Annotated in this window: 14 protein-coding genes and 6 pseudogenes; 6 read left to right on the top strand and 14 right to left on the bottom strand. The window is 44.9% G+C overall.

Annotated elements, in window-relative coordinates:
• Positions 1 to 49: 49 nt before the first annotated feature.
• Positions 50 to 205: a hypothetical protein gene (locus HGO23_RS05115; protein ID WP_169923091.1), complete on the bottom strand. Its 156-nt coding sequence runs from the start codon at positions 203 to 205 to the stop codon at positions 50 to 52.
• 461 nt (positions 206 to 666) lie between these two features.
• Positions 667 to 1,373 (bottom strand): annotated as a pseudogene (locus tag HGO23_RS05110) (IS30 family transposase); the annotation flags it as partial.
• Between the two features lie 318 nt (positions 1,374 to 1,691).
• On the opposite strand from HGO23_RS05110, the gene HGO23_RS05105 reads away from it, so the two are divergent.
• A complete protein-coding gene (locus HGO23_RS05105) occupies positions 1,692 to 3,263 on the top strand; it encodes an AbgT family transporter (RefSeq protein ID WP_209028186.1) in 1,572 nt (523 codons plus the stop codon).
• A 234-nt stretch (positions 3,264 to 3,497) separates the two neighbouring features.
• Positions 3,498 to 4,766, top strand: a complete 1,269-nt coding sequence (locus HGO23_RS05100) for a DUF1479 domain-containing protein (RefSeq protein WP_209028185.1) — start codon at positions 3,498 to 3,500, stop codon at positions 4,764 to 4,766.
• A 32-nt stretch (positions 4,767 to 4,798) separates the two neighbouring features.
• On the opposite strand, the gene HGO23_RS20035 is transcribed toward HGO23_RS05100, so the two are convergent.
• The 3 genes and pseudogenes from HGO23_RS20035 to HGO23_RS05085 all read right to left on the bottom strand — a co-directional run.
• A complete protein-coding gene (locus HGO23_RS20035) occupies positions 4,799 to 4,924 on the bottom strand; it encodes an AraC family transcriptional regulator (protein WP_209028184.1) in 126 nt (41 codons plus the stop codon).
• 33 nt (positions 4,925 to 4,957) lie between these two features.
• Positions 4,958 to 5,655, bottom strand: a protein-coding gene (locus HGO23_RS05090; protein WP_209028708.1) for an IS1 family transposase whose coding sequence is annotated in 2 segments (ribosomal slippage) — positions 4,958 to 5,406 and positions 5,406 to 5,655 — 699 coding nt in all. Because the reading frame shifts where the segments join, the coding sequence is not laid out codon by codon here.
• Between the two features lie 58 nt (positions 5,656 to 5,713).
• A pseudogene (locus HGO23_RS05085) lies at positions 5,714 to 7,312 on the bottom strand (conjugative transfer ATPase); the annotation flags it as partial.
• Positions 7,313 to 7,507: 195 nt separating this feature from the next.
• Between HGO23_RS05085 and HGO23_RS05080 the strand changes: the two are divergent.
• Positions 7,508 to 8,476 carry an IS110 family RNA-guided transposase gene (locus HGO23_RS05080; RefSeq protein ID WP_209028183.1) on the top strand — a complete coding sequence of 323 codons (969 nt, stop codon included), beginning with the start codon at positions 7,508 to 7,510 and terminating at the stop codon, positions 8,474 to 8,476.
• 29 nt (positions 8,477 to 8,505) lie between these two features.
• On the opposite strand, the pseudogene HGO23_RS05075 reads toward HGO23_RS05080, so the two are convergent.
• The 6 genes and pseudogenes from HGO23_RS05075 to HGO23_RS05050 all read right to left on the bottom strand — a co-directional run.
• Positions 8,506 to 8,838: pseudogene (locus tag HGO23_RS05075) on the bottom strand (TIGR03749 family integrating conjugative element protein); the annotation flags it as partial.
• A gap of 50 nt (positions 8,839 to 8,888) precedes the next feature.
• Positions 8,889 to 9,473 (bottom strand): annotated as a pseudogene (locus HGO23_RS05070) (PFL_4703 family integrating conjugative element protein); the annotation flags it as partial.
• Positions 9,470 to 9,826: a TIGR03750 family conjugal transfer protein gene (locus HGO23_RS05065; protein ID WP_010846386.1), complete on the bottom strand. Its 357-nt coding sequence runs from the start codon at positions 9,824 to 9,826 to the stop codon at positions 9,470 to 9,472. The gene HGO23_RS05065 and the pseudogene HGO23_RS05070, both read right to left, overlap by 4 nt.
• Before the next feature lie 10 nt (positions 9,827 to 9,836).
• Positions 9,837 to 10,214, bottom strand: a complete 378-nt coding sequence (locus HGO23_RS05060) for a TIGR03745 family integrating conjugative element membrane protein (RefSeq protein ID WP_038194290.1) — start codon at positions 10,212 to 10,214, stop codon at positions 9,837 to 9,839.
• Positions 10,215 to 10,249: 35 nt separating this feature from the next.
• On the bottom strand, positions 10,250 to 10,486 hold the full coding sequence (locus tag HGO23_RS05055; RefSeq protein ID WP_010849051.1) for a TIGR03758 family integrating conjugative element protein: 237 nt from the start codon (positions 10,484 to 10,486) through the stop codon (positions 10,250 to 10,252).
• Positions 10,483 to 10,812, bottom strand: a complete 330-nt coding sequence (locus HGO23_RS05050; RefSeq protein ID WP_038258125.1) for an integrative conjugative element protein, RAQPRD family — start codon at positions 10,810 to 10,812, stop codon at positions 10,483 to 10,485. Before HGO23_RS05050 ends, HGO23_RS05055 begins: the two co-directional genes overlap by 4 nt.
• 295 nt (positions 10,813 to 11,107) lie before the next feature.
• Here HGO23_RS05050 and HGO23_RS05045 point away from each other — a divergent pair, with 295 nt between their 5' ends.
• Complete coding sequence (locus HGO23_RS05045; RefSeq protein ID WP_209028181.1) at positions 11,108 to 14,710, top strand: AAA domain-containing protein; 3,603 nt, start codon at positions 11,108 to 11,110, stop codon at positions 14,708 to 14,710.
• A gap of 354 nt (positions 14,711 to 15,064) precedes the next feature.
• Here HGO23_RS05045 and HGO23_RS05040 read toward each other — a convergent pair whose 3' ends face one another.
• The 3 genes from HGO23_RS05040 to HGO23_RS05030 form a co-directional block, all read right to left on the bottom strand.
• Positions 15,065 to 15,385, bottom strand: coding sequence for an IS630 transposase-related protein (locus HGO23_RS05040; protein WP_209028709.1), 321 nt, complete (start codon positions 15,383 to 15,385; stop codon positions 15,065 to 15,067).
• A gap of 219 nt (positions 15,386 to 15,604) precedes the next feature.
• Positions 15,605 to 16,627 (bottom strand): IS110 family RNA-guided transposase, encoded by a 1,023-nt coding sequence (locus tag HGO23_RS05035; protein ID WP_209028180.1) that lies wholly within the window; start codon positions 16,625 to 16,627, stop codon positions 15,605 to 15,607.
• A gap of 753 nt (positions 16,628 to 17,380) precedes the next feature.
• Positions 17,381 to 18,046: a BstA C-terminal domain-containing protein gene (locus HGO23_RS05030; protein WP_244967893.1), complete on the bottom strand. Its 666-nt coding sequence runs from the start codon at positions 18,044 to 18,046 to the stop codon at positions 17,381 to 17,383.
• A 315-nt stretch (positions 18,047 to 18,361) separates the two neighbouring features.
• Here HGO23_RS05030 and HGO23_RS05025 point away from each other — a divergent pair.
• Positions 18,362 to 19,761 (top strand): annotated as a pseudogene (locus HGO23_RS05025) (IS3 family transposase).
• Positions 19,762 to 19,787: 26 nt separating this feature from the next.
• Positions 19,788 to 20,195, top strand: a pseudogene (locus HGO23_RS05020) (site-specific integrase); the annotation flags it as partial.
• Positions 20,196 to 20,377: the final 182 nt, after the last annotated feature.

Raw genomic sequence — 20,377 nt, 5'->3', positions numbered from 1 at the left:
AAGATTTCAGAATAAGCCAGCATAATTGCTGGCTTACACTACTGCTATTTTAAATATTTGAATCAGGACGAACACCCGTCTTCATTGCATCAGGACGAGCACCAGCCTTCATTGCATCGGGACGAACACCCGTCTTCATTGCATCGGGACGAACACCGGATTTCATTGCATCAGGACGAACACCAGATTTGATATAATTACTCATATAATCTCCATAATATCTATATTATTTAAAATAAATGTTGTCTATTCAGCGATAACATGTTCGCGAAAACTTTTTTACACATTCATTAAAAACATGTCAATTTAGCAACATTTATATTCCAATTTGAAAATTACACATAAAGTAATAAGTATTTACGTGATGATTTTAAATTAATTTAATGGCTTTGTTTTTAAAAGGTTGAATAACATTAGAATTTAATTTTTTCTGAACGAAGTTTATCTGAAAAAACTTTTGATAAAGGAAAAATATTTTTTGTTGATAAAAATTATCATACGCTACAACTTCAAAATTTTATGTGTGTTTTTTTTATAAAATTTTTTTTATACTCAGATATTGATTTATATAAAAGATATTGGATCTAAGTTAAGGCTAGTGGTTTTATTTTATTTTTTTCTTAAGTTAAATATTCTTCTTGCATTAACATAATAAGTGCAACATCGTTATGCACGAAGTAAACGAGTGGGTATTCCTTTGAATAACTCATTCGGTGTTTTGTAATCTCGTGTCTTACGAGGGCGTTTATTTAATCTATTTACTACGAGGTTTATCTCCCGCTCTGATACCTTATTAAAATCGGTCCCTTTTGGGAAGTAATCTCTGATTAATCCATTGGTACTCTCATTTATTCCTCTTTCCCAAGGTGAATAAGGGGGGGAGTAAATCTTTGTCTCTAAATTTTTACTGATAAATTCGTGTTCGGCAAATTCCAATCCGTTATCAAAAGTAATGGTTTTAATCTTTTTTTTATATTTGATAAATTCCTTATCGCCGCTTTTGCAACACCTTCCGCTGTTTTATCTTCCAGTTTAATTATGATAGTGAATAGCGATTTTCGTTCAACCAATGTTAATAATGCGCTTTTATGATCTTTTCCAACGATAGTATCGCCTTCCCAATCACCAATACGTTGCTTGCTATCAACAATTTTGGGGCGCTTATCAATACTGATTCTGTTTTTTATTTTTCCTCTACGCTCATAACTTCCATACCGTTTGCGATAGGGCTTTCTCGCAATCCTAAAATGTTGCCATAAATCACCACCATTATTTTTATCTTTATAAATCAATCGATAAACCGTTTCATGGTGTAAAGATATTATCTCTTCTCTCTTGAGATAACCGACGGTTTGTTCAGGACTTAAATCTTGCTAAATTAAGATGCCTACTATAGCAACTGACCACCTTTTTCAGAAATTACACTTATCATGCGAATCCAAGTTGATCACTTTTCATAACAAATGCCACATAGCACACATTTTTAAAATATATTATTACTCTTACCTCTAATGATTTTCCCGTAGAGAAATAAAAATCAATAACATCAATTAATTGATGGAAAAAGAAAAACATAAAAAAAACAGAATAAAAAACTGTCTCATAATCCATTTATTACTTCATTATTTACGATATGGTAAAAACTCAAAACATTATGTAACTTCCGTTGCTCTGTATCAGAAGGAGAAACTATGTTAACTAGAAAACAAAACGGAAATCGCTTTCTGCGAACAATTGAATGGCTGGGAAACGCTTTACCCCATCCTGTTATTCTTTTTATGATCCTGATTGCTGTTTTGTTGGTCTCTTCAGCAATCGGACAATATTTTGACATTACAGTTATTGATCCCCGCCCAGAAGGAGCAAAAAGCCGGGCTGAAGATGGAGTGATCCATATCGTCAGTCTGCTTGATGCAGATGGAATTCGTAAAATTCTCTCTCATTTAGTGACAAACTTTACCAGTTTTGCACCATTAGGAACAGTTCTGGTTGCTCTGCTTGGTGTCGGCATTGCAGAACGTTCAGGGTTGCTATCTGCGTTAATGCGTCTGGTAGTAATGAGGGCTCCCAGAAAATTAACTACATTGGCAATTGTGTTTGCCGGTATTATGTCAAATACTGCCGCAGAATTAGGCTATGTAGTACTTATTCCATTGGCCGCCATTATCTTCCATTCTCTCGGTCGTCATCCACTTGCAGGACTGGCGGCAGCATTTGCCGGGGTATCTGGTGGTTATTCAGCCAATTTATTATTGGGTACTATCGACCCTCTGCTTTCGGGGATCACTCAACAGGCAGCACAAATCATTGACCCATCCTATATTGTCGGTGCTGAAGCTAATTGGTATTTCATGTTTGCCAGTACCTTCCTGATTTCCATTCTCGGCTACTTTGTGACTGAAAAAATTGTTGAACCTCAATTAGGGCCATATACAAATACTACACTGGATGAAGATGAAAATACGCTAAAAAACTCTGCGAAACTCACCAGACTGGAAAAGAAAGCGCTGATAGCAGCATCAGTGACTTTCACTGCACTCGGGGTAATTTTGGCACTGGGCGTTATACCAGAAAATAGTATGTTGCGTAATCAGGAAACCGGATTAATCAGCAATTCGCCATTCCTGAAATCCATAGTAGTCTTCATTTTTCTCTTTTTTTCTATACCGGGCATTGTCTATGGTTACGTCGCCAAGTCGATGAAATCCAATAAAGATGTGGTCGATGCTATGGCACAGGCAATGAGCAACCTGGGCTTATATCTGGTTATTATTTTCTTTGCCTCTCAATTTGTCGCTTTCTTTGGCTGGACTAATATCGGTCAAATTATTGCTGTAAAAGGCGCTAACTTCCTGAATGAAATTAATCTGCACGGCGGTCTGTTATTTATAGGCTTTATTCTGATTTGTGCTTTTATCAATTTGATGATTGGATCAGCGTCTGCACAATGGGCGGTTACTGCACCAATATTTGTCCCCATGCTGATGCTGGCAGGCTACGCCCCGGAGACTATTCAAGCAGCTTATCGTATCGGTGATTCTGTAACCAATATCATCACTCCGATGATGACCTACTTCGGGCTGATTATGGCGATAACGGTGAAATACAAAAAGGATGCCGGTATCGGTACTATGATCTCTATGATGTTACCTTACTCCCTGGTATTTATGGTGGGTTGGTCACTATTCTTCTATGTCTGGGTCTTTGTCCTTGGTTTACCCGTCGGTCCTGGTTCACCAATTTACTATAATCCTGCTAGTTAATATTCTGTAAGTTAGGTTAATGCTTGCCCTATATATTGACAGAGCAAGCATTTTCTTCTGGTTATCATTCTCAATATCAAAATACTACTCCATTAATATCAATTAAAAACAATTTTTGTTTGTCATTTCAAAATGTTTTGCCGCAAATTGACTAAAACATTGTTGATATATTATGAATCGGAGGTAGATTAACTTTTGTCCAAATATAAAACCCATTCATAAACAGAGATTACTATGGATACATCTTTTACCACCACCGACTTTCCTGATGATTACTGTAAAAGAATTCGCCAGATGAAACAAATTCTGCGTGAGCAAATCGGTGACGTTGAAACGCTCTTCTCCCAGGTATGTGACAAAATAGAAAAAGAATTAACCGCAGCCAAAGAAGATGAAAAAAATATGGGTAGCGCCTGGCCTGAAATACATTGGCGTGATATGGCAGAAGGTAGAATAACAGAGGAAATCATACAAAAGATTAAGCGCCGTGGCTGTTTGGTCGTCAGGCAAAACTTCCCACAGGATCAGGCAATCGCATGGGATCAGTCTATGCTTGATTACCTCAATACCAATGAGTTTGAACACTTCTATCAGGGACCAAAGAATAATTATTTCGGTAGTCTTAAAGCATCCCGGCCAAAAATTTATCCCATTTACTGGTCCCATGCACAGATGCAAGCCAGACAAAGTGAAGAAATTGCGCTGGTACAGTCTTTTCTGAATCACTTATGGAAATTTGAATCGGATGGAGTGAGATGGTTTGATCCTGATGTCAGTATGATTTATCCCGATCGTATTCGTCGCAGACCACCGGGTACGACATCCAAGGGTCTGGGAGCTCACACCGATTCAGGAGCTTTGGAACGCTGGTTACAACCAGACTATCAAAACGTGTTCAGAAAAATATTCACCAACCAGTTTGCAGAATACGATCCCTGGGATGCTGCCTATCGCCCCAATGTACATGAATTCAATAACACAACAAGGTGTTCTGTATTTAGAACATTTCAAGGCTGGACTGCGCTGTCGGATATGTTGATCGGTCAGGGACTTCTGCATGTTGTGCCCGTTCCTGAAGCAATGGCCTATATTCTGCTACGCCCACTACTGAATGATGTGCCCGAAGATGAACTATGTGGTGTGGCTCCCGGCAAAGCACTTCCTATCTCAGAACGATGGCATCCTCATCTTATTCGTGGGTTAAGCAGTATCCCGGCATTACAGGCTGGAGATTCTGTCTGGTGGCACTGTGATCTAATCCACTCAGTTGCCCCTGTAGAAAATCAACAAGGCTGGGGAAATGTCATGTATATTCCTGCCGCGCCATTGTGTAACAGAAATCTGGCCTATGCCCGTCAAGTGACTGAAGCCCTTGAACATGGCACATCTCCACCAGACTTCGCTCAGGAACATTATGAAAAGAATTGGAAAAACCGTTTCACCGTTGCTGAGTTAAATGCAATTGGCTTACGGGGACTTGGGTTAGAAAATCGGGAATATTGAGACATAGATTTAAATTATCAAACATGGGATTATCAGGCATGGAACGCCTTTGCTTTTACCAGATTACGGTAGGCTATTGGAGTCAGCTCAAAATGTTGTTCAAACACCTTACTAAAATAGTGAGGATCCTTAAATCCCACTAATTGTGCGATATGCAATAAATTAGGTCATGAACCCAATAGTTAGATCACTCAAAAAAAGTAGTACTCCCTTTCAATGAACGCTCCTATTACTTTATCGTGCATCTCTTCGGATTTAGAATACCCTATCGTTTTTCGATTGAGTCTTTTTATGCGGATACGCAAAGTGAGATTGGTTCTCTCGATACGCTGGGTAAATTTCTTTCCTGTAAGGTGTTTTTCTTCAGGAAGGCAATCGTAAACAGCATAATTATCCGTACAGTAGAATTGGATATTGAAAGGAGATAGAAGCGCAAGCAGTTTTTCCAACGTTTTCCTGCTGCGATCACCAAATACATGCGCTACTATCCGCTTCATATTCGGCTCCCAGGCATACCAGAGCCAGCGCTGATTTTTCTTGTTACCGACAAATGACCATTGTTCGTCTATTTCACAGATAATCTGGACGGCACTTCCTGACAGAGGCAGTGTAGTTACCTGTCTTGGCGTGAGTTTTTTAACGTACGGATGACGGTATTAATGCCAACCTTCAAGACACGTGCTGTGTCTCTGACACCGGCGTTATTCAGCGACATATCAACGAGTTGTTCTTTCATACCGGGCTTACAGGCTTGATAGGTGTAGTTCAGTTGAAAGGTTTTACGGCAGGCATAGCAATGATAATGAGGATGCCCACTACTTCCTTTTCCATGCCCTTTAACCTCTTTTGTTTTGTGACAATAACGACAAACCACATCAACTTTAGCCATATCTGACCAATAATAAAAAGCAAGGAGTTTATCACGATATCTAATTATTGGGAGCATGACCCAGAATATTACTCTGTTCATCCCCTTCATCCTGCGATTCATCGGTATCCGGAATATCAGCTTCATTAATGCGCAGTTGTTTCGGGCTGAGTTGCAGCAGTTGATACGCATCCGCAAACAGTGCCAGACTGACGCCGCAGCCCGGTTTGATGCCGATTTTATTAACTGTCAGCCCCAGGCTGGCGTAATAATCGGCCAGTAAACCAAAACTGTTTCCCGCTTCCACAATAAACAGGCGCGGGCGGTGGATGGCCATCAGTTGCACGAAGGAAGCACACAGGGTGGCGGATTTGCCTGCTCCAGTCGGGCCAAACAGCAATAAATGGGCATTCTGGGTACGATCCTGTTTGTTCATCGGATCAAAGGTCAGCGGCGCCCCGCCCCGGTAAAAAAAGCTGGACCCCGGCTGCCCGGTGCCTGTCGAACGGCTGGTCACCGGCAAGAGTCCCGCCAGATGTTGCACCCAGCTCAGACGGGTAAGCCAGTGTTTTTTGTCCTTCTGCGGGTTAAAGCCCATCGGCAGGGCACGCAAATAGGCATTCAGCACAGACTGTAATCCTGCCACCAGTAACGTTGAGGATAACTGATGTACCCGATGATTCAGATTGTCCAAACCCTTACCGCGCACCAGAAAGGTCAGTGCACTGCGATACAGTTTATGGCGTCGCCCCAGTAATTCCTTTACTTCCTGCACATTCTACCGGACACGTACTGATTCGGTATTTTCTCCCACGGCGTTTCTCGCCAACCGGGTAAAACTCTCTTCAAGCCGGTCCTGCGCCACGATGGTCAGCGTTACCACGGTGCCTTCCGACATCATATCCATTAGCGCGTTGATATTATCCCTCCATTTCACGTCCCCTGTCAGGGTGCCCGGTTCAAGTGGGCGGCGCAGACGCTCAACTGGAACCGCTTTATGCGGCAGACCGTCAATCCACCAGACACCCTTATCGGGATCCGACACCGGCGGAGTAAACCACAGGCTTTCGGCAAAATCATTATTCACCGGGAGATCGGACTGTGTCGGGGATTCATAACGCACCGCCCGGTAAAAATCGGCTTTTGCCATGCCCCAGTCCGGTGCCGGATTAAAATGGCGCAGTAACCAGCGGTGAATTTGTTCGCCATCTTGCCGGGTCGCCACAATACCGGCCGATGCCAGTGAGGAGACCAGTCGTTCACAGATCTGATTGAGCGCTGCGACAGATGACAGTAAAAGATTGTCAGTACGGGATTTGTTGTTGGAGGGTTGCCATCGGTAGACTACCATGCGGGTCTGGCGCTGCTGCCCCCGCCACGGCTGCCCAGTAATAAGAGAATCCTGAAATATCCCGTCAGGCCGGGCGATGCTGTTCAGATGACGTTCCGATTCTGCCAAAAAGGCATCAGTAAAGGCCGTGCCCTGTGCCCACGGTTTCACATAATCCCGCAAGGTATTGAGATAACCGGAAGGGTCATCCTCATCCTGACAAAAAAACTGCACCACCCACGGTGAAATATCGTCCTCGTCCAGACTGTCCTGAATGGCATCTTCCAGTTGATCCCGGATTTCAAGCAACTGCTCAGCAGGGCGTCCTTCGGTGGAGATGGGTTCAATGCAATCTGGTAAGGTTCCTTGTATCTTGAAACCCGTATAGAATAAATAATGACTGGGTTTAGCAAGGTTCATGTAGTCCGATGGATCCCTGGGCTTTGAAGCCCGCACTGGAGCAAATGACGCATGAACTGAGCTGCTCATCTGAAACCCGAACAGTTGCCTGATAACATTTCGTATATGCAAGGGTGGGTCAATATGAGTTTGCTGGATCCGCTGTGTGTTGGTATTGATGTATCTAAATCTTCTCTGGATGTTTCTGCTGGAACAGTAACATCGTTTACGGTCAGTAACGATACTGACGGTTTTGATGTCATCCTGGCAAAACTCCGGGAACAACAAACTATCTCCCTGATCCTTATGGAGGCGACCGGAGGGTTGGAGAGTGCTGTAGCGTGCTTTCTCCAGTCTGAAGGTTTTGACATCGCCGTCATTAATCCCAGGCAGGCTCGTGATTTTGCCCGGTCTATGGGTTATCTGGCTAAGACAGACAGCATTGACGCCAGAATGCTGGCCCAGATGGGCGAAGTTATTAATCGCCATCCAGACAGAGAACGATTTATTCGCCCCCTGCCTGACATTGAACGGCAAGTTCTCGCGGCAATGGTTGTGCGCAGACGCCAGTTGATTTCTATGCTGGTTGCAGAACGTAACCGATTGTATCCTTCTCATCCACAGAGTCGTAAGAGCATTAAGGCAATCATTGATGCGCTGGAAAAAGAACTGGCTCTTATTGACCGGAATATGGATAAACACGTCAGAGAACATTTCAAGGCGTTGTCTGATTTGTTCAGCAGTGTAAAGGGGATTGGCGCGGCTACCATTGCGACTTTGCTGGCTGAGGTTCCTGAACTGGGTAAACTTTCGCGTCGCGAAATCAGCGCGCTTATTGGTGTCGCCCCGATTAATCGCGACTCGGGGAAAATGCGCGGACGACGCACAATCTTTGGTGGAAGAGCCAGCGTTCGTGCAACGCTGTATATGGCCACACTTGTGGCAACTCGGTTTAACGCGGTTATCAGGCATTTTTACACCCGTCTGGTAGCAGCAGGTAAGCCCAAAAAAGTGGCTCTGGTTGCCTGTATGCGTAAGCTTCTGACCATCATTAACGCAATGGTTAGAAATAGCCAGATATGGGATGAGTCTTACCATCAGTTGACTTCTTAAAAAATACGGTTGAAGACAGTTGCTTTAGTTGAATCGGTTGATTTTTCATTCGGGTAAATAATACGCACCGGCTCTGTTGGCCCGGTTTTGGCGGCAGTGATATCCAGTAAGATAATTTCACCGTTTTCGCTGTCCTGCAATTGCAGCCGGGTTGATGAGAACGCGCTGCTAGCTTTCAAGTAAACCGCCCCGCCTGTGCTCTGTACCCGCAATTTCTCACTCAGTGCCGGGGGCAGACCAACACGCACATTCCGGTCAGTAAAAATAATCCGCTCTTGACCAACCTTAAGCGTAATCGATAACGGAATACGCTCCCATTTCAGCAGCTCATCAGCCTTTGCGCCCACGCTGAACAGCAACATACTGACCAGCCCCAGCCAGACACAACACAGGAAAGATGGATATCCTCACATTGAAATACACCCTTTTTCTCTTCCGATGGTAGCGGTATTGCTTCCAGACGCTGTGGCACCCCGTCGTAACAACCCAGTGCCCGTTTAACCGGTTCGGCGTGATAATATTCATCTGCCACCAAATCCAGTCGTACCACCCAATTATCACGGTTACGCACCGTCACACTGCTCGTCTCATAACCCCGGCCGGGAATTTCATACACCACCCTCACCCGGTCGAGCAGCTCACCACTATCGGCACGGCTTTTAGCATCTTCACGCAGAAAATCCTGACAGGCAGGCGTCAGATAAGGGGATAAAGCATAAATTTTGGCCGGGTAATCCTGTGCTCCGTTTTTCGGCCAGGCATTCAGTTGCTGGAAGATATAGAAAGCAAAACTGTAGACACTCGGTGCGGGTACTTCCCACCACGGGCGAGTGCTGCCGCTGCGTAAATCCGGCGGGTTATGAATGGTAAGGTTACGCGGAGAATCCATCCAGCCCATCAGGCTCATCAGCAGAACCAACACCAGAATGCCACAGGCGATCCTAAGTGTCAGAATATGCTGATCCCGGTTTTTTACTGCATGACGAAAGCGACTCATCGCGTTCTCCTACTACGGCGTAACGACCAGCCCTGAGCCGTAATAATCAACGCCGGATCACCGATGCACAGCCGGCGTTTTTTCTCGGCCAGTTTCAGCCAGAGATAATTTTCCGGCTTACCCCTCTTAAGTTGGACGAGCCAGCGCCCGCCAAAACTAACCAGCAATAAGGGCATCATTAGCATCCCTGTCGGCAGCATCACCCAACCGACTAACGGGATCAGAGGAAGGCTAACAATCAGCCCAAGTGCTACCCCCGCGATTGCCGCCAGTCCCATTTCCGGTGTGGTGAATCCCCGAAAGACGACGGGTTCGGCGTTTAAGCGATCGGGTAAAAAAGGGATCGTTTGCATATTCGCTACCTTAAAAGATAATGCTGGCCGATTTCGCCAACAGCCAGATCACCGCAACCAACAGCACAATGCCGACAACAATGATGGAGCCAAACTGGGTCCACGTGGCTTTGCCATCGCGCACTTCGGAGAAAGTTTCCACTGCTGCCGAAGCCACTTTAAAGAACGCCACCGCCGAGAGGATCAATCCGCCAATCACAATGCCATCCTGCGCATAGCCTTTCACCTGTCCCAGTAATCCCCCGCCGCCGCCACTTTTGGGTGGTTCGATAGCGGGCAAGTCCGCCCGGGCAGACTGACAGGAAAGACCGGACAGCAACAGAAAGACACTTATTCTGGTTATCAGGTTTGTACTGATACGACGGCAGTCTGTAAAAATTTGCTTCATGTTCAATCCATTCCTTTTTTATTGTGTTCGTTGCATTAACTGGCAAACATCCAGACAGCCACAACCAGTAATACCGCCATGCGAATGGCAAACTGACTTATCGTCTGATTGCGTATTTTTTCATTCGCCCAGCCGTTCCAGACATCCACCGCCGCCCAGGCGGCCCACAGAAATAGCGTGGACAAAAAAAAGCCGACACACACCAGATACAAAAAAGTGATATCAAAATGCCCTGATGCCACTTCAAAGGCATTACGTTGTGCCGGGGTCATTGCGGGTGCTCCTGACGGTAATCGCCGGAGATGGGTACGGGATCACGGGGTTGATCGCGGGAAGGCATCAGGTAGTGATCGATACCCGCTTTGATGGTGTTGAGATCAGCCCTGATACGGGAGTAATCAAAGTCATAACGAGACAGTGTTGAGGTGTCAGATTGCTTTTCGGCGATGTTTGCGCGTTCCAGTGCCATCTGTACCTGATCAATTAAACGCCTGACACTGGCCAGCTCATCTTTCTCAGCCGCATGAGCCAGTGGCATACACAATACAATCAGCCCCAGCAGACAGGCATAACCGGATATCGAAAAGCAACCGCGCATAAATACTCACCTCGTTACGGATTTCAGGATGCCGAGGATGCGGTGTTTTTTACTGCTGATCAGCAATAAACTCTTTATGCTTTGGTGAAAATTAGCTAAATAGTCTGACTAATTTATTGGATTAATGATTTCATAATGAATAATGAAGGAATAGACATGCTGCGGATTGATTTGAACGTTTCATCTATACGCTTTGGTTAAGTTGACAAGAATCACAGACCAGCCTTATCCCTTCTATGTTATTCTATTTACATAAATTTAACGATAAATGGATTGACAAGGCATATCCGGAATAATGAAAAATTCTTCGAAAGTTATCCTTACAGCATGGCAAGATTATCTAAAATGCAGTGGCGCAGAGAAGAGTAAAATATCCGCCAGTTTAGTGCATGAAGATCACCAATTCGTATTAAATAAAGACAATTGTGAGGAAACTCCAAACGGTGTGCTCCTCCATATAACACCTGAAATGTATGAAAACTGGCGCAGGCATTTTGTTAAATATGGCAACAAGGGTGAGATTACCCATATTGAGCCGGTCAATCTACTGTTTCCAGTGTTGCGCTGTATCGAGTATGAGCGTGGCAAAACTAACGTTAAGTATCTGCCACTATTCTCTTTTCCTTTGCCAAAATCGTTGTTTGAACAAAATAACCATTATCTATTACTACCTGTTAAAGACGGACAGCAGGTAAGCGCGTTACCATCCGCTTTCCGTGACACATTTGGCATTCAACTGACTGAGTTGGGTGAAAATCGCCATATGATGAGTATGGTCAGTGCTCTGACTGGTTGCAAATATAACACTTTCCTTGAGGCGTTTGAGGCGCTTCAGTGCTGGGTCACCACGCAGTCTAACGGTAAAAATAGAGGACTAGAAACCGCATTCAACGCCCTCATTGCTCCGCTACATAATGAAGATTACAACCTGAAACGTGATACAGAAGATTTCAGTTGGTTATGTGATAATGCCAAAGATGAGTTTCCTCTGCTGGAACAGTACCTCAATCATGCTCACAGTGAGGATGAACCTCCAGAGATATATGAGCGAGTAACCGGAGGATTGTTTGAAACACACTATCCGCTTGGACATGGGCAGATGGCAGCGATACAAGCGATTAATCAAGATGAGCGCCTGATTGCCGTACAGGGTGCCCCTGGAACAGGCAAAACCACGCTGTTTAAATCGCTGATTGCCCAGCAACTGGTAGCCCGAGCATTACTCATTGCTGATGGAAATGACCGCAATTTAGGTATGCTGGTGACATCTATCGCAATAAAAGCGGTAGAAAATATTATTGATGATCTTCGCAGTGACCCGCTGACTCAACAGCTTGACTGGCTCTGGTTTCACGGTGGCTCTAAGGAGCAGATACAAAATGAGCTTGCTCGGTTAGAGAAACTTATTAGCCGCTGGCGGCAGGAACGTTACGAGGAACACATTCAGCGTGACTATTTAGCTATTTTGCATCGACATTGCGATGAGCTGAATATCTGCTATCGAGAATACTTGAACGATAAAGCCGCCGCTCTACAATCTGTTATCGACTGTAAGCTGAATACAACAAACGTACAGGAGCTTCCTCTACGTTTCTCGGAAAAACTCACTGCATTTGCTGCCCATGCACAACATCAGGGCATTGATGTTTCGTTTAGTCACCCTGATGATCTTAACGATTTTTCCTGTCAGCTGGTTCAACGTCTTCAGGTATTACGACAGAAAAAGACATTGTATCAGCAGGCAGGAAAAATTTATCAAATCCTACAAGCGACTTGGCCTCAACCCTATAATGTAAAACAAATTCTCCGCTGGATGGACTCACCACTACGCCCAGCGCTTGAGCTACATTACCGTGACTATCCACGCAGAGGTATCTGGCGGCATTTGGCTCGTCTGTTTAAAGGAAAATATCGGTCACGATTACAACAAATGTACACTGCTGCGCCGGAGGATTTTCAATATTTCAATCTTACTGAGCTTTCCCACCAACAGTTAGCCGCATTGGCAGATGCGAGCGAATCTCTGTCTCAACAGATGGAAAATCTCCAGCTTTTGAAACTGCTCCTGCAACCTGAGCCAGATGTGCAGCAAGAAGAGGATTTGCTAAGCCTGAGTGTCGAAGTGGCAGATCTCCAGACTCAATGGAATAAAGTCGTATGTGCGCAACAAATGATGACTCAGTATCAGCAGCATTATCCTGAAGGTAACTGGAATGACATCCTGCGCAAGCGCTTTATCCGTCAGCATCGGGAAATGTTTGAAGCGGCTATTGGCTATCTTTGGCAGGAACAATTGAAGCGAAAAACCGAGCTGGAAGAGGTGCTAACACTCTGGCAGGCTATGATCAGTAGATACACCCACCCAGGCTTTTATCACTGGTTGGATAAGTTGGATGAATTCTACTGTGCATTGTCGCTAGTATATCCGGTCATGGCGACGACACTGACATCCGCTTGGAAGATGGCTGGATATCGTAAGCTTGACAACTTAAAGGGCCATAAACCTTGGCATTTGGCACTTTGCGATGAAGCAGGCATGGTTTCAGTTGAATCGCTGGTGCCACTACTAAGCCGCAGTGAGAAAGCAATGATCGTCGGCGATCCGTTGCAGATTGAACCGATTCGTAATCTCTCTGAAAGTTTGAAGACACAACTGCGTGAACGTCACTTTACAGAGAATAACACGCTGTATGAGCAGGTTTCGCCTGCAACCGTCACAGGCTGGCATCGAGCTGCTGGCTCTCTTTCAGGTCGGGTGGAAGATATTGGCCGCGGTATTATCCTTGATGAGCATCGTCGATGCCAGAAGCCTATTGCCGACCTCTTTATCCGGCTGGCGGGTTACCGTGGTGTCACGGTGGAAACTGCCCTCCCCACAGAACGTATCAATAGTGCCTTTGAAAAATCAGGCGGTCACCATTTGATGTTCTATAGCATAGAAGGCCAGAAAGGAGATCTCGTTAATACTAACATTGATGAAGTTAACGCTATTGAAGAGTTATTGGATAAGCTGGAAGAGGCGGGTTATGATCTGACTGCGGATATAGGTATTGTCACTCCTTATACCAACCAAAAGACATTGTTGATTAAGCGCCTCGCTCAGCGTATGAATCACGAACAGAAGAACTGTATCGGTACTGTGCATCAGTTCCAGGGTGTCGGATTTGAGGTTATTATTTACAGTCCGGTGATTTTTCATCCTCTTGACACCGCGAGTTTTCAAAATGATGCCCCCAATATGCTCAACGTGGCAGTCTCACGTGCCAAACAACAATTTATCGTTGTAGGCAACTATCACCGTCTGCGGAAAGCGGGTGGATATCTCAAGGTGCTTGCCGATAGCGTTGCGGAAGATTTCCTTCTAGAGCAAGGGAGCCAGCCTCCTCAATTTACAAGCGTGAGCAAAACACCATGTCTACAGCGTTATTATCGCGATTGTGAACATATTGCTGCATTCAGTGCGCTGGCTTCACGGAGTGAAAAGGAAATGATTGTGATCACACCGTGGATAAGACGAAGCGGTAAAGAATATCAGAGACCTGAATTGGCACAGCTTGTGGCAACACAGCAACGTGGTGTTAAAGTAAAAGTTTATTATGGTTATTACCATCAACGTTTCGAGCAAGCTGATGATAATGATGCGTCTTTGGTTGCCGAGTATCGTGACAAGCTTGGAAAAGAAAATGTTATACGCCTGATAGAAGGTACCCATGAAAAAGTAGTCATGATTGATGGTCGCTATATAGTTCTAGGTAGCTGGAATTGGCTATCTCATGGCTACCACTATAGCTGCCAGCGTAGCGAGAAGTTAAGTCATGCTATTCGTCATGAAATAAGTGCTGAGCTTGATGATACTTCGTTGATTAAGGAAATGAGGGATCGTCTGGGACTGGAATAACTATCACATACTCCATATTGTGTTCAGCATCTAAACTGACAAAAAGAAGCCTCAAAGACGGATAACAATCACTGGCGCGCCGCTATGCGGCTTGTCTGCTGACGATGGCATACAAAACAAAAAACCGTTTTGCATGCTATCGTGCAGCGTCGTGCTCATATATATTTTTTATGATCGCGCCAATGACATTAAGACGGCCTTTCGCGTGCCAATCGTGTGTTCCGAAACACCGTAACCCTTTCTTTGAATACCCGTGCAGACGGGGCAAAACCACTTTCATCCAGATAAACAATCTGTTTGCCCGCCTGCTCATAGCCGTTGATACGCTCAATAAATGCCTCACGAACCCGAGGGTCATCTTTGGGATGGTTGAGTGTTTTTTTTGAAGGTGATCTTAAGCCGTTTCAACGCGTCATGAATAGCAGACTGTGAGACACCTAAGCGTTTTGCTCTTTCCCATTGATAGTCATCAGGGAAATGTTGAACATCCGCGATAAGTGCCTCATCACTGATCTTTGTGGGCGGTTTATCACGAGTCATACCAGGCGCTATTTTATGACTCCAGCGAAATAAGGTACGCATAGAAATGTCAAAATGGGCCCTCGTTTGTTCGAAAGTCAACGAATGCTTGTCTTTGTACGCCAGTACTCTCTTTCGAAAATCCAAACTGTATATATGGACACCGATTTAATTCAAGCAAGTAAATCAATTTTCTGACAAAAGTAGTCGCAAGCATATATTCGGCTTCCAGGAGCCCTGATGAAAATCCGCACTCTCTGCCCTCATTAGCCCAACAGTCGTGGCAGACCAAACAGTTTATCAGGTTCACAGAGAGTCGGTACTACCTGTCAGTGACATCAACTTATAGACTTTTTCGATCACACTATTCACTTTTCATCGAGGAATATAAACAGACTGCTGATTAACTAATGCCCAAGCAACCCGGGCATTTTTATTCGCTAATGCAACCACCGCTTTATTCACTCCATTACGCTCTATGAGCCCTTTTATCCAGCGCTGTAATTCATCGCATTGTTCATCGGGCCGCTTGCTGACTCGATACACAATAGAACGGGCTCCATGTATCAGTATTCCTCGCAAGTAGGCATCTCCCCGTTTACTGATACCGAGTTGCCTGACTTTTCCCCCACTGCTATGTTCTTTGGGAACCAGCCCCAAGTAGCTGGCAAAGTGGCGGCCATTTTTAAAATCCTTACCGTCACCCAGTGTTATCATCAGGGCTGAAGCCCCCAATGGCCCAACGCCCGGTAATGTTAACAGTCTGCGGGTATCTTCATGCTGGGTATTCAGATGGGCAAGACGCTTATCCAGTTCGTTCAGACGTTGCTGAAGGCCTTTCAGCTCAAACAACAATTCCTGAAACAACTGACGGCTCAATACGGTCAATTCATTTTCAGCATTTTCCAGATGTTCAGGTAAACATTGTTCTACCTTGTGAGCACTTTCAGGCAGGGCAATGCCATATTCCAGCCCTAATCCGCGTATCTGGTTAATCAGCGCAGTTCGGTTTTTCATTAGACGCTGACGAACCCTATGCAAGCATTGAATATCTTGTTGTTCTATCGTTTTTTCCGGCACATACCGCATACCCGGCCGGCTGTCAGCCTCCACAATAGCAATCGCGTCATTTTTATCATTCTTACTGCCCATTCTGAAAGGTGCGACGTATTGAGGGCTAATTTGTTTAACTTCATGGCCAAACTGTCTGAATTGTCGGCTCCAATAATTGGCACTGCCAGAGGCTTCCATCACTATCCTTGATGGGGGCTGTTGGGCAATGAAAGCCGTCAGTTTTTCACGAGATACCATTTTGTTCTGAATGGGTTTCCCGGAGGAAGACACGATATTTAACTGAAAAACTCGCTTTGCCAGGTCAATTCCGATAATTTGTTCCATGGGACACCTCTTCGTATTTTGCTGATGTATTCAGCATGGCTCACTGAAGCCGATTTGGGGAGGTGTCCATTTCATTAGCCCATCTTACTTTATCCCTTGCTATTTGAATCCAGATATTATGCCATATTAATATGATTCTACTATATATGAGGTGCGCGAATGGGTTCAATTTCCGATAAAGTTTCCAACGGAATGTTTCGGCGGCTTGGCAACACCGGTCGCGAATAATCGTATAGGTGGCAATATGTCCGCTTATTTTGGTGATCCAAATAAAGAGGGGCATGGGTAACAATGGATCTGGAAAAAGGCTCTGACGCTTCTGTGTATGTTTTTTGGATTGCAATAGGATACTGAGAATATGTATAGATTGCTCAACCGCCCCCGATATCGCATGGCCGGAACCGCCGAAGTGAGGATGGGGTGATGGACTGATGGACTGATGGTTGGTGTGATAAGTAAAAGCCCTCGTGAGGGAGGGCTGTAAAATGGTTAGTGCTTATTTGGTAATTCTGTTTTTTTGACCCGAGTTAATAGCTTAGCCACATTAACTACAGGTATAGTACCCTCTCTAACTTTACTTTCTATATATGCTGGAAATTTAGTTGGAAGATAGGATTTTTATATCCATCTGCGAAATTCACCCAGAGCATCATCGGGATAAACCCAAGCATCTATAGGCCTGCTTTATGCTGAGGAAACCATTCTGGATAAACGTGGGGGTGCCTTGTTCTTTTTCCATATTTGTCATCAAGATTATTGCTGATCCAATGTTTCCCCCCAAGTTACACCGACGCTGATATCAGGGATTGATGCGGGGCCAAAATTAAACCCTGTATTAATCATTCTCAGAGTCAAATCGGCCATTTCACTGAATACAGAAAAATAACCAAATGGCATTTGTGAATTTAATTGAAGCCGCTCATGGAAACACTGCCAAGCCCCCCGTTGGGGGTTTTCAGGGTTAATCCCAACACTTAAATAAATAAATCTACGAAGAATATGCTCCGCTAAAGCACGATAATTATTAAGGGCTTTTGTGTTATCGAATGAGCCAGTTTTATGTGCTTCAAAGGCATAATATTCAAGTATTGCCATGCATACATTGTCAGGATAAGCATGAGTTTCAATTCTTTGATTCGTGATCGTAGTGTATAGCTTGGTAAAGCTTAATCCTTTGGACTGGAATATGGAGTCAATTTTTTTACCACGAGGTTTATTTCTTTCTTCCAACCAATTAGTGGTAAGTCTTACTAAAACACCTGAATCAACTCCACACAATCTAGACAATTCTCGCACAGTTAGGTAAGGAGTTCCGTTATTTAAAACCCCCATTTGGATACCATCGACTTCTATTTCTTTTACAGGGAAAAGTTCCAATTCCTGCTGCTGCCCATAGGTGGGTAAAAACGATTTATCCATTTGATAATAATATGATTATTGGTGCTGCTCAAGTACTATTAAGAGGGATGGGATTGATACTGCATTACTCTTTCGTATAGACAATTATATAGTAAATAATGGCACACTAAATCACCCCCGCTAATATGCTTATCAGAAATGGCTTAATCTGTGACATGGGGTGAGAGCTAATTTATAGGGCCGCAACAAAAAGTGCATTCGTTAATTTAATGTTAATTAACTGTTATCATCTGGAGACTTGGAGCTGCTGCTTTTGTGGTGCCCCTTTCTGTCAGCATAGTTGTCACCCCATTAACAACGCTGATAGAGAAAAAAATGACACGTATTTCACCCGAGCGTAAATCTGCCGCGCTGGCTAAATTGTTACCGCCGTACAACATGACTGTCGCCGCAGTTGCACAGATGAAAGGCATATCGGAAGCCACCCTGTATAATTGGCGTAATCAGGCAAAAGCAGAAGGAAAACCCGTGCCCGGCGCAGACAAAACTCCAGAACAATGGCCCGCAGAAGCCCGGCTGGCGGTCATTATTGAAACTGCCACACTCAGTGCCACTGAATTAGCCGAATATTGCCGTAAAAAAGGGCTTTATCCTGAGCAAATTCAGCAGTGGAAACAGGCGTTCTTACAAGTGCCTGCCCGTGACGATAAGGCGGCATTAAAACAGAGCCAGAAAGAAAACAACTGAAACGTGAACTGGCCCGTAAGGAAAAAGCCCTAGCGGAGGCGGCAGCGATACGGGTTTTGCGAAAGACGTTGCAGGCACACTTCTGGACGGACAACGAGGAAGACTGACCGGTGTTGCGGATCGCCAGGTGATTAGGGATGCGGTGAGCAAGGCGGCCGTTGGCTGTCCGGCCTAAGTCGGCAAACCGATTAACCCCAGAAGAAGAGCAACAGATATTGGCTGTTTGTCACCAGCCGGAATATGCCAACTTACCGCCGTCCCAAATCGTGCCACGATTAGCCGATAACGGCATCTATCTGGCGAGTGAATCCACTTTTTATCGAGTATTACGACGTCATAGTGAGGTTCACCAGCGTGGGCGGAAGCGCACGGCACACAAAAGAGGGAAACCGACCACGCCAAATCAGCTCTGGGCGTGGGATATTACCTGGATCCCGTCAACGGTAAAAGGCCGCTGGTTTTATCTGTATAAGATACTCGATATTTTCAGCCGGAAAATTGTCGGTTATGAAGTCCATGAAGCCGAGAGTGGTGAGTTAGCGGCGGAGCTGGTGCAGCGCACAGTCTGTGCAGGAGAAATGCTGGCGTGAACCACTGATACTGCATGCTGACAATGGTGCCGTGATGAAATCACAAACACTGCAGGTCAAACTTCAGGAACTGGCTATTACGCCATCACACAGCCGCCCACGGGTCAGTAATGATAATGCCTATGCAGAATCGCTGTTCCGGACGCTGAAATATGTGCCGGCGTGGCCGGAGAGCGGCTTCAATGCTTTGACACAAGCGCGTGTCTGGGGGGATATTTTACCGACTGGTATAACAAAGAGCACCATCATAGCGGGATAAATTATGTGACACCGGGTCAACGGCACAGAGGTGAAGACAAAGTGATTTTAAAACAGCGGGATGCCGTTTATCGTCAAGCTAAGCTCACACACCCGGAACGCTGGTCGCGCAGCACAAGAAACTGGCAGTGGGTAGAAACAGTGACGTTGAATCCCGAGCGAGAAAAACGGGCTGCTTAAATTCATTAATGGTGCCAACTATGTTGACAATTACCGGGGTCATCAAAGGAACAAAAACCAAAGCAGGAAAACGTAAAGTTGAACTGAACGATCAAGCCATGATTGCCTTATCCAACCAAAAGACTTTCACTTTTCTTAAGGGTAGAGAAGTATTTGAAGATCCCAAAACGGGTGAGCCGTGGGCTGGCGCTGATGCCATTCGTAAAAAAGCCTGGGTACCAACACTGACAAAGGCTGGTATACGTTACCGTAATCCGTATCAGACAAGACATACATTCGCTACCAAACACATTAGTCAAGGAGTGAATTTGTTTTGGCTGGCTGCGCAAATGGGGCATAAGGGGCCTGAGATGTTATTCCGGCATTACGGTTCATATTTAGAAGCCTATAACGGAAATACCGAACGCCAATTCAGTTCCCAAAATTTAAACTGAATTCAGCATGACAGTACAAAGACTTCAAAATGCACTTAAAATGCACGCAATCACCAAAATAAAAACAAATATATATTAAAAACAAATAGTTAAAATATCAATATCGCGGGTTCAACTCCCTCCAGCTCCACCAAAATTCTCCATCGGTGATTACCAGAGTCATCCGATGAAGTCCTAAGAGC

This window comes from Xenorhabdus budapestensis (assembly GCF_017743015.1).
GTDB classification, from domain to species: Bacteria; Pseudomonadota; Gammaproteobacteria; order Enterobacterales; family Enterobacteriaceae; genus Xenorhabdus; species Xenorhabdus budapestensis.
This window is presented reverse-complemented; position numbering and strand designations above follow the sequence as displayed.

Coding starts and splice junctions, on each gene's coding strand:
- HGO23_RS05115 (WP_169923091.1), bottom strand. CDS start 205: ATGAGTAATTATATCAAATCTGGTGTTCGTCCTGATGCAATGAAATCC.
- HGO23_RS05105 (WP_209028186.1), top strand. CDS start 1,692: ATGTTAACTAGAAAACAAAACGGAAATCGCTTTCTGCGAACAATTGAA.
- HGO23_RS05100 (WP_209028185.1), top strand. CDS start 3,498: ATGGATACATCTTTTACCACCACCGACTTTCCTGATGATTACTGTAAA.
- HGO23_RS05080 (WP_209028183.1), top strand. CDS start 7,508: ATGAGTTTGCTGGATCCGCTGTGTGTTGGTATTGATGTATCTAAATCT.
- HGO23_RS05065 (WP_010846386.1), bottom strand. CDS start 9,826: ATGCAAACGATCCCTTTTTTACCCGATCGCTTAAACGCCGAACCCGTC.
- HGO23_RS05060 (WP_038194290.1), bottom strand. CDS start 10,214: ATGAAGCAAATTTTTACAGACTGCCGTCGTATCAGTACAAACCTGATA.
- HGO23_RS05055 (WP_010849051.1), bottom strand. CDS start 10,486: ATGACCCCGGCACAACGTAATGCCTTTGAAGTGGCATCAGGGCATTTT.
- HGO23_RS05050 (WP_038258125.1), bottom strand. CDS start 10,812: ATGCGCGGTTGCTTTTCGATATCCGGTTATGCCTGTCTGCTGGGGCTG.
- HGO23_RS05045 (WP_209028181.1), top strand. CDS start 11,108: ATGAAAAATTCTTCGAAAGTTATCCTTACAGCATGGCAAGATTATCTA.
- HGO23_RS05035 (WP_209028180.1), bottom strand. CDS start 16,627: ATGGAACAAATTATCGGAATTGACCTGGCAAAGCGAGTTTTTCAGTTA.
- HGO23_RS05030 (WP_244967893.1), bottom strand. CDS start 18,046: ATGGATAAATCGTTTTTACCCACCTATGGGCAGCAGCAGGAATTGGAA.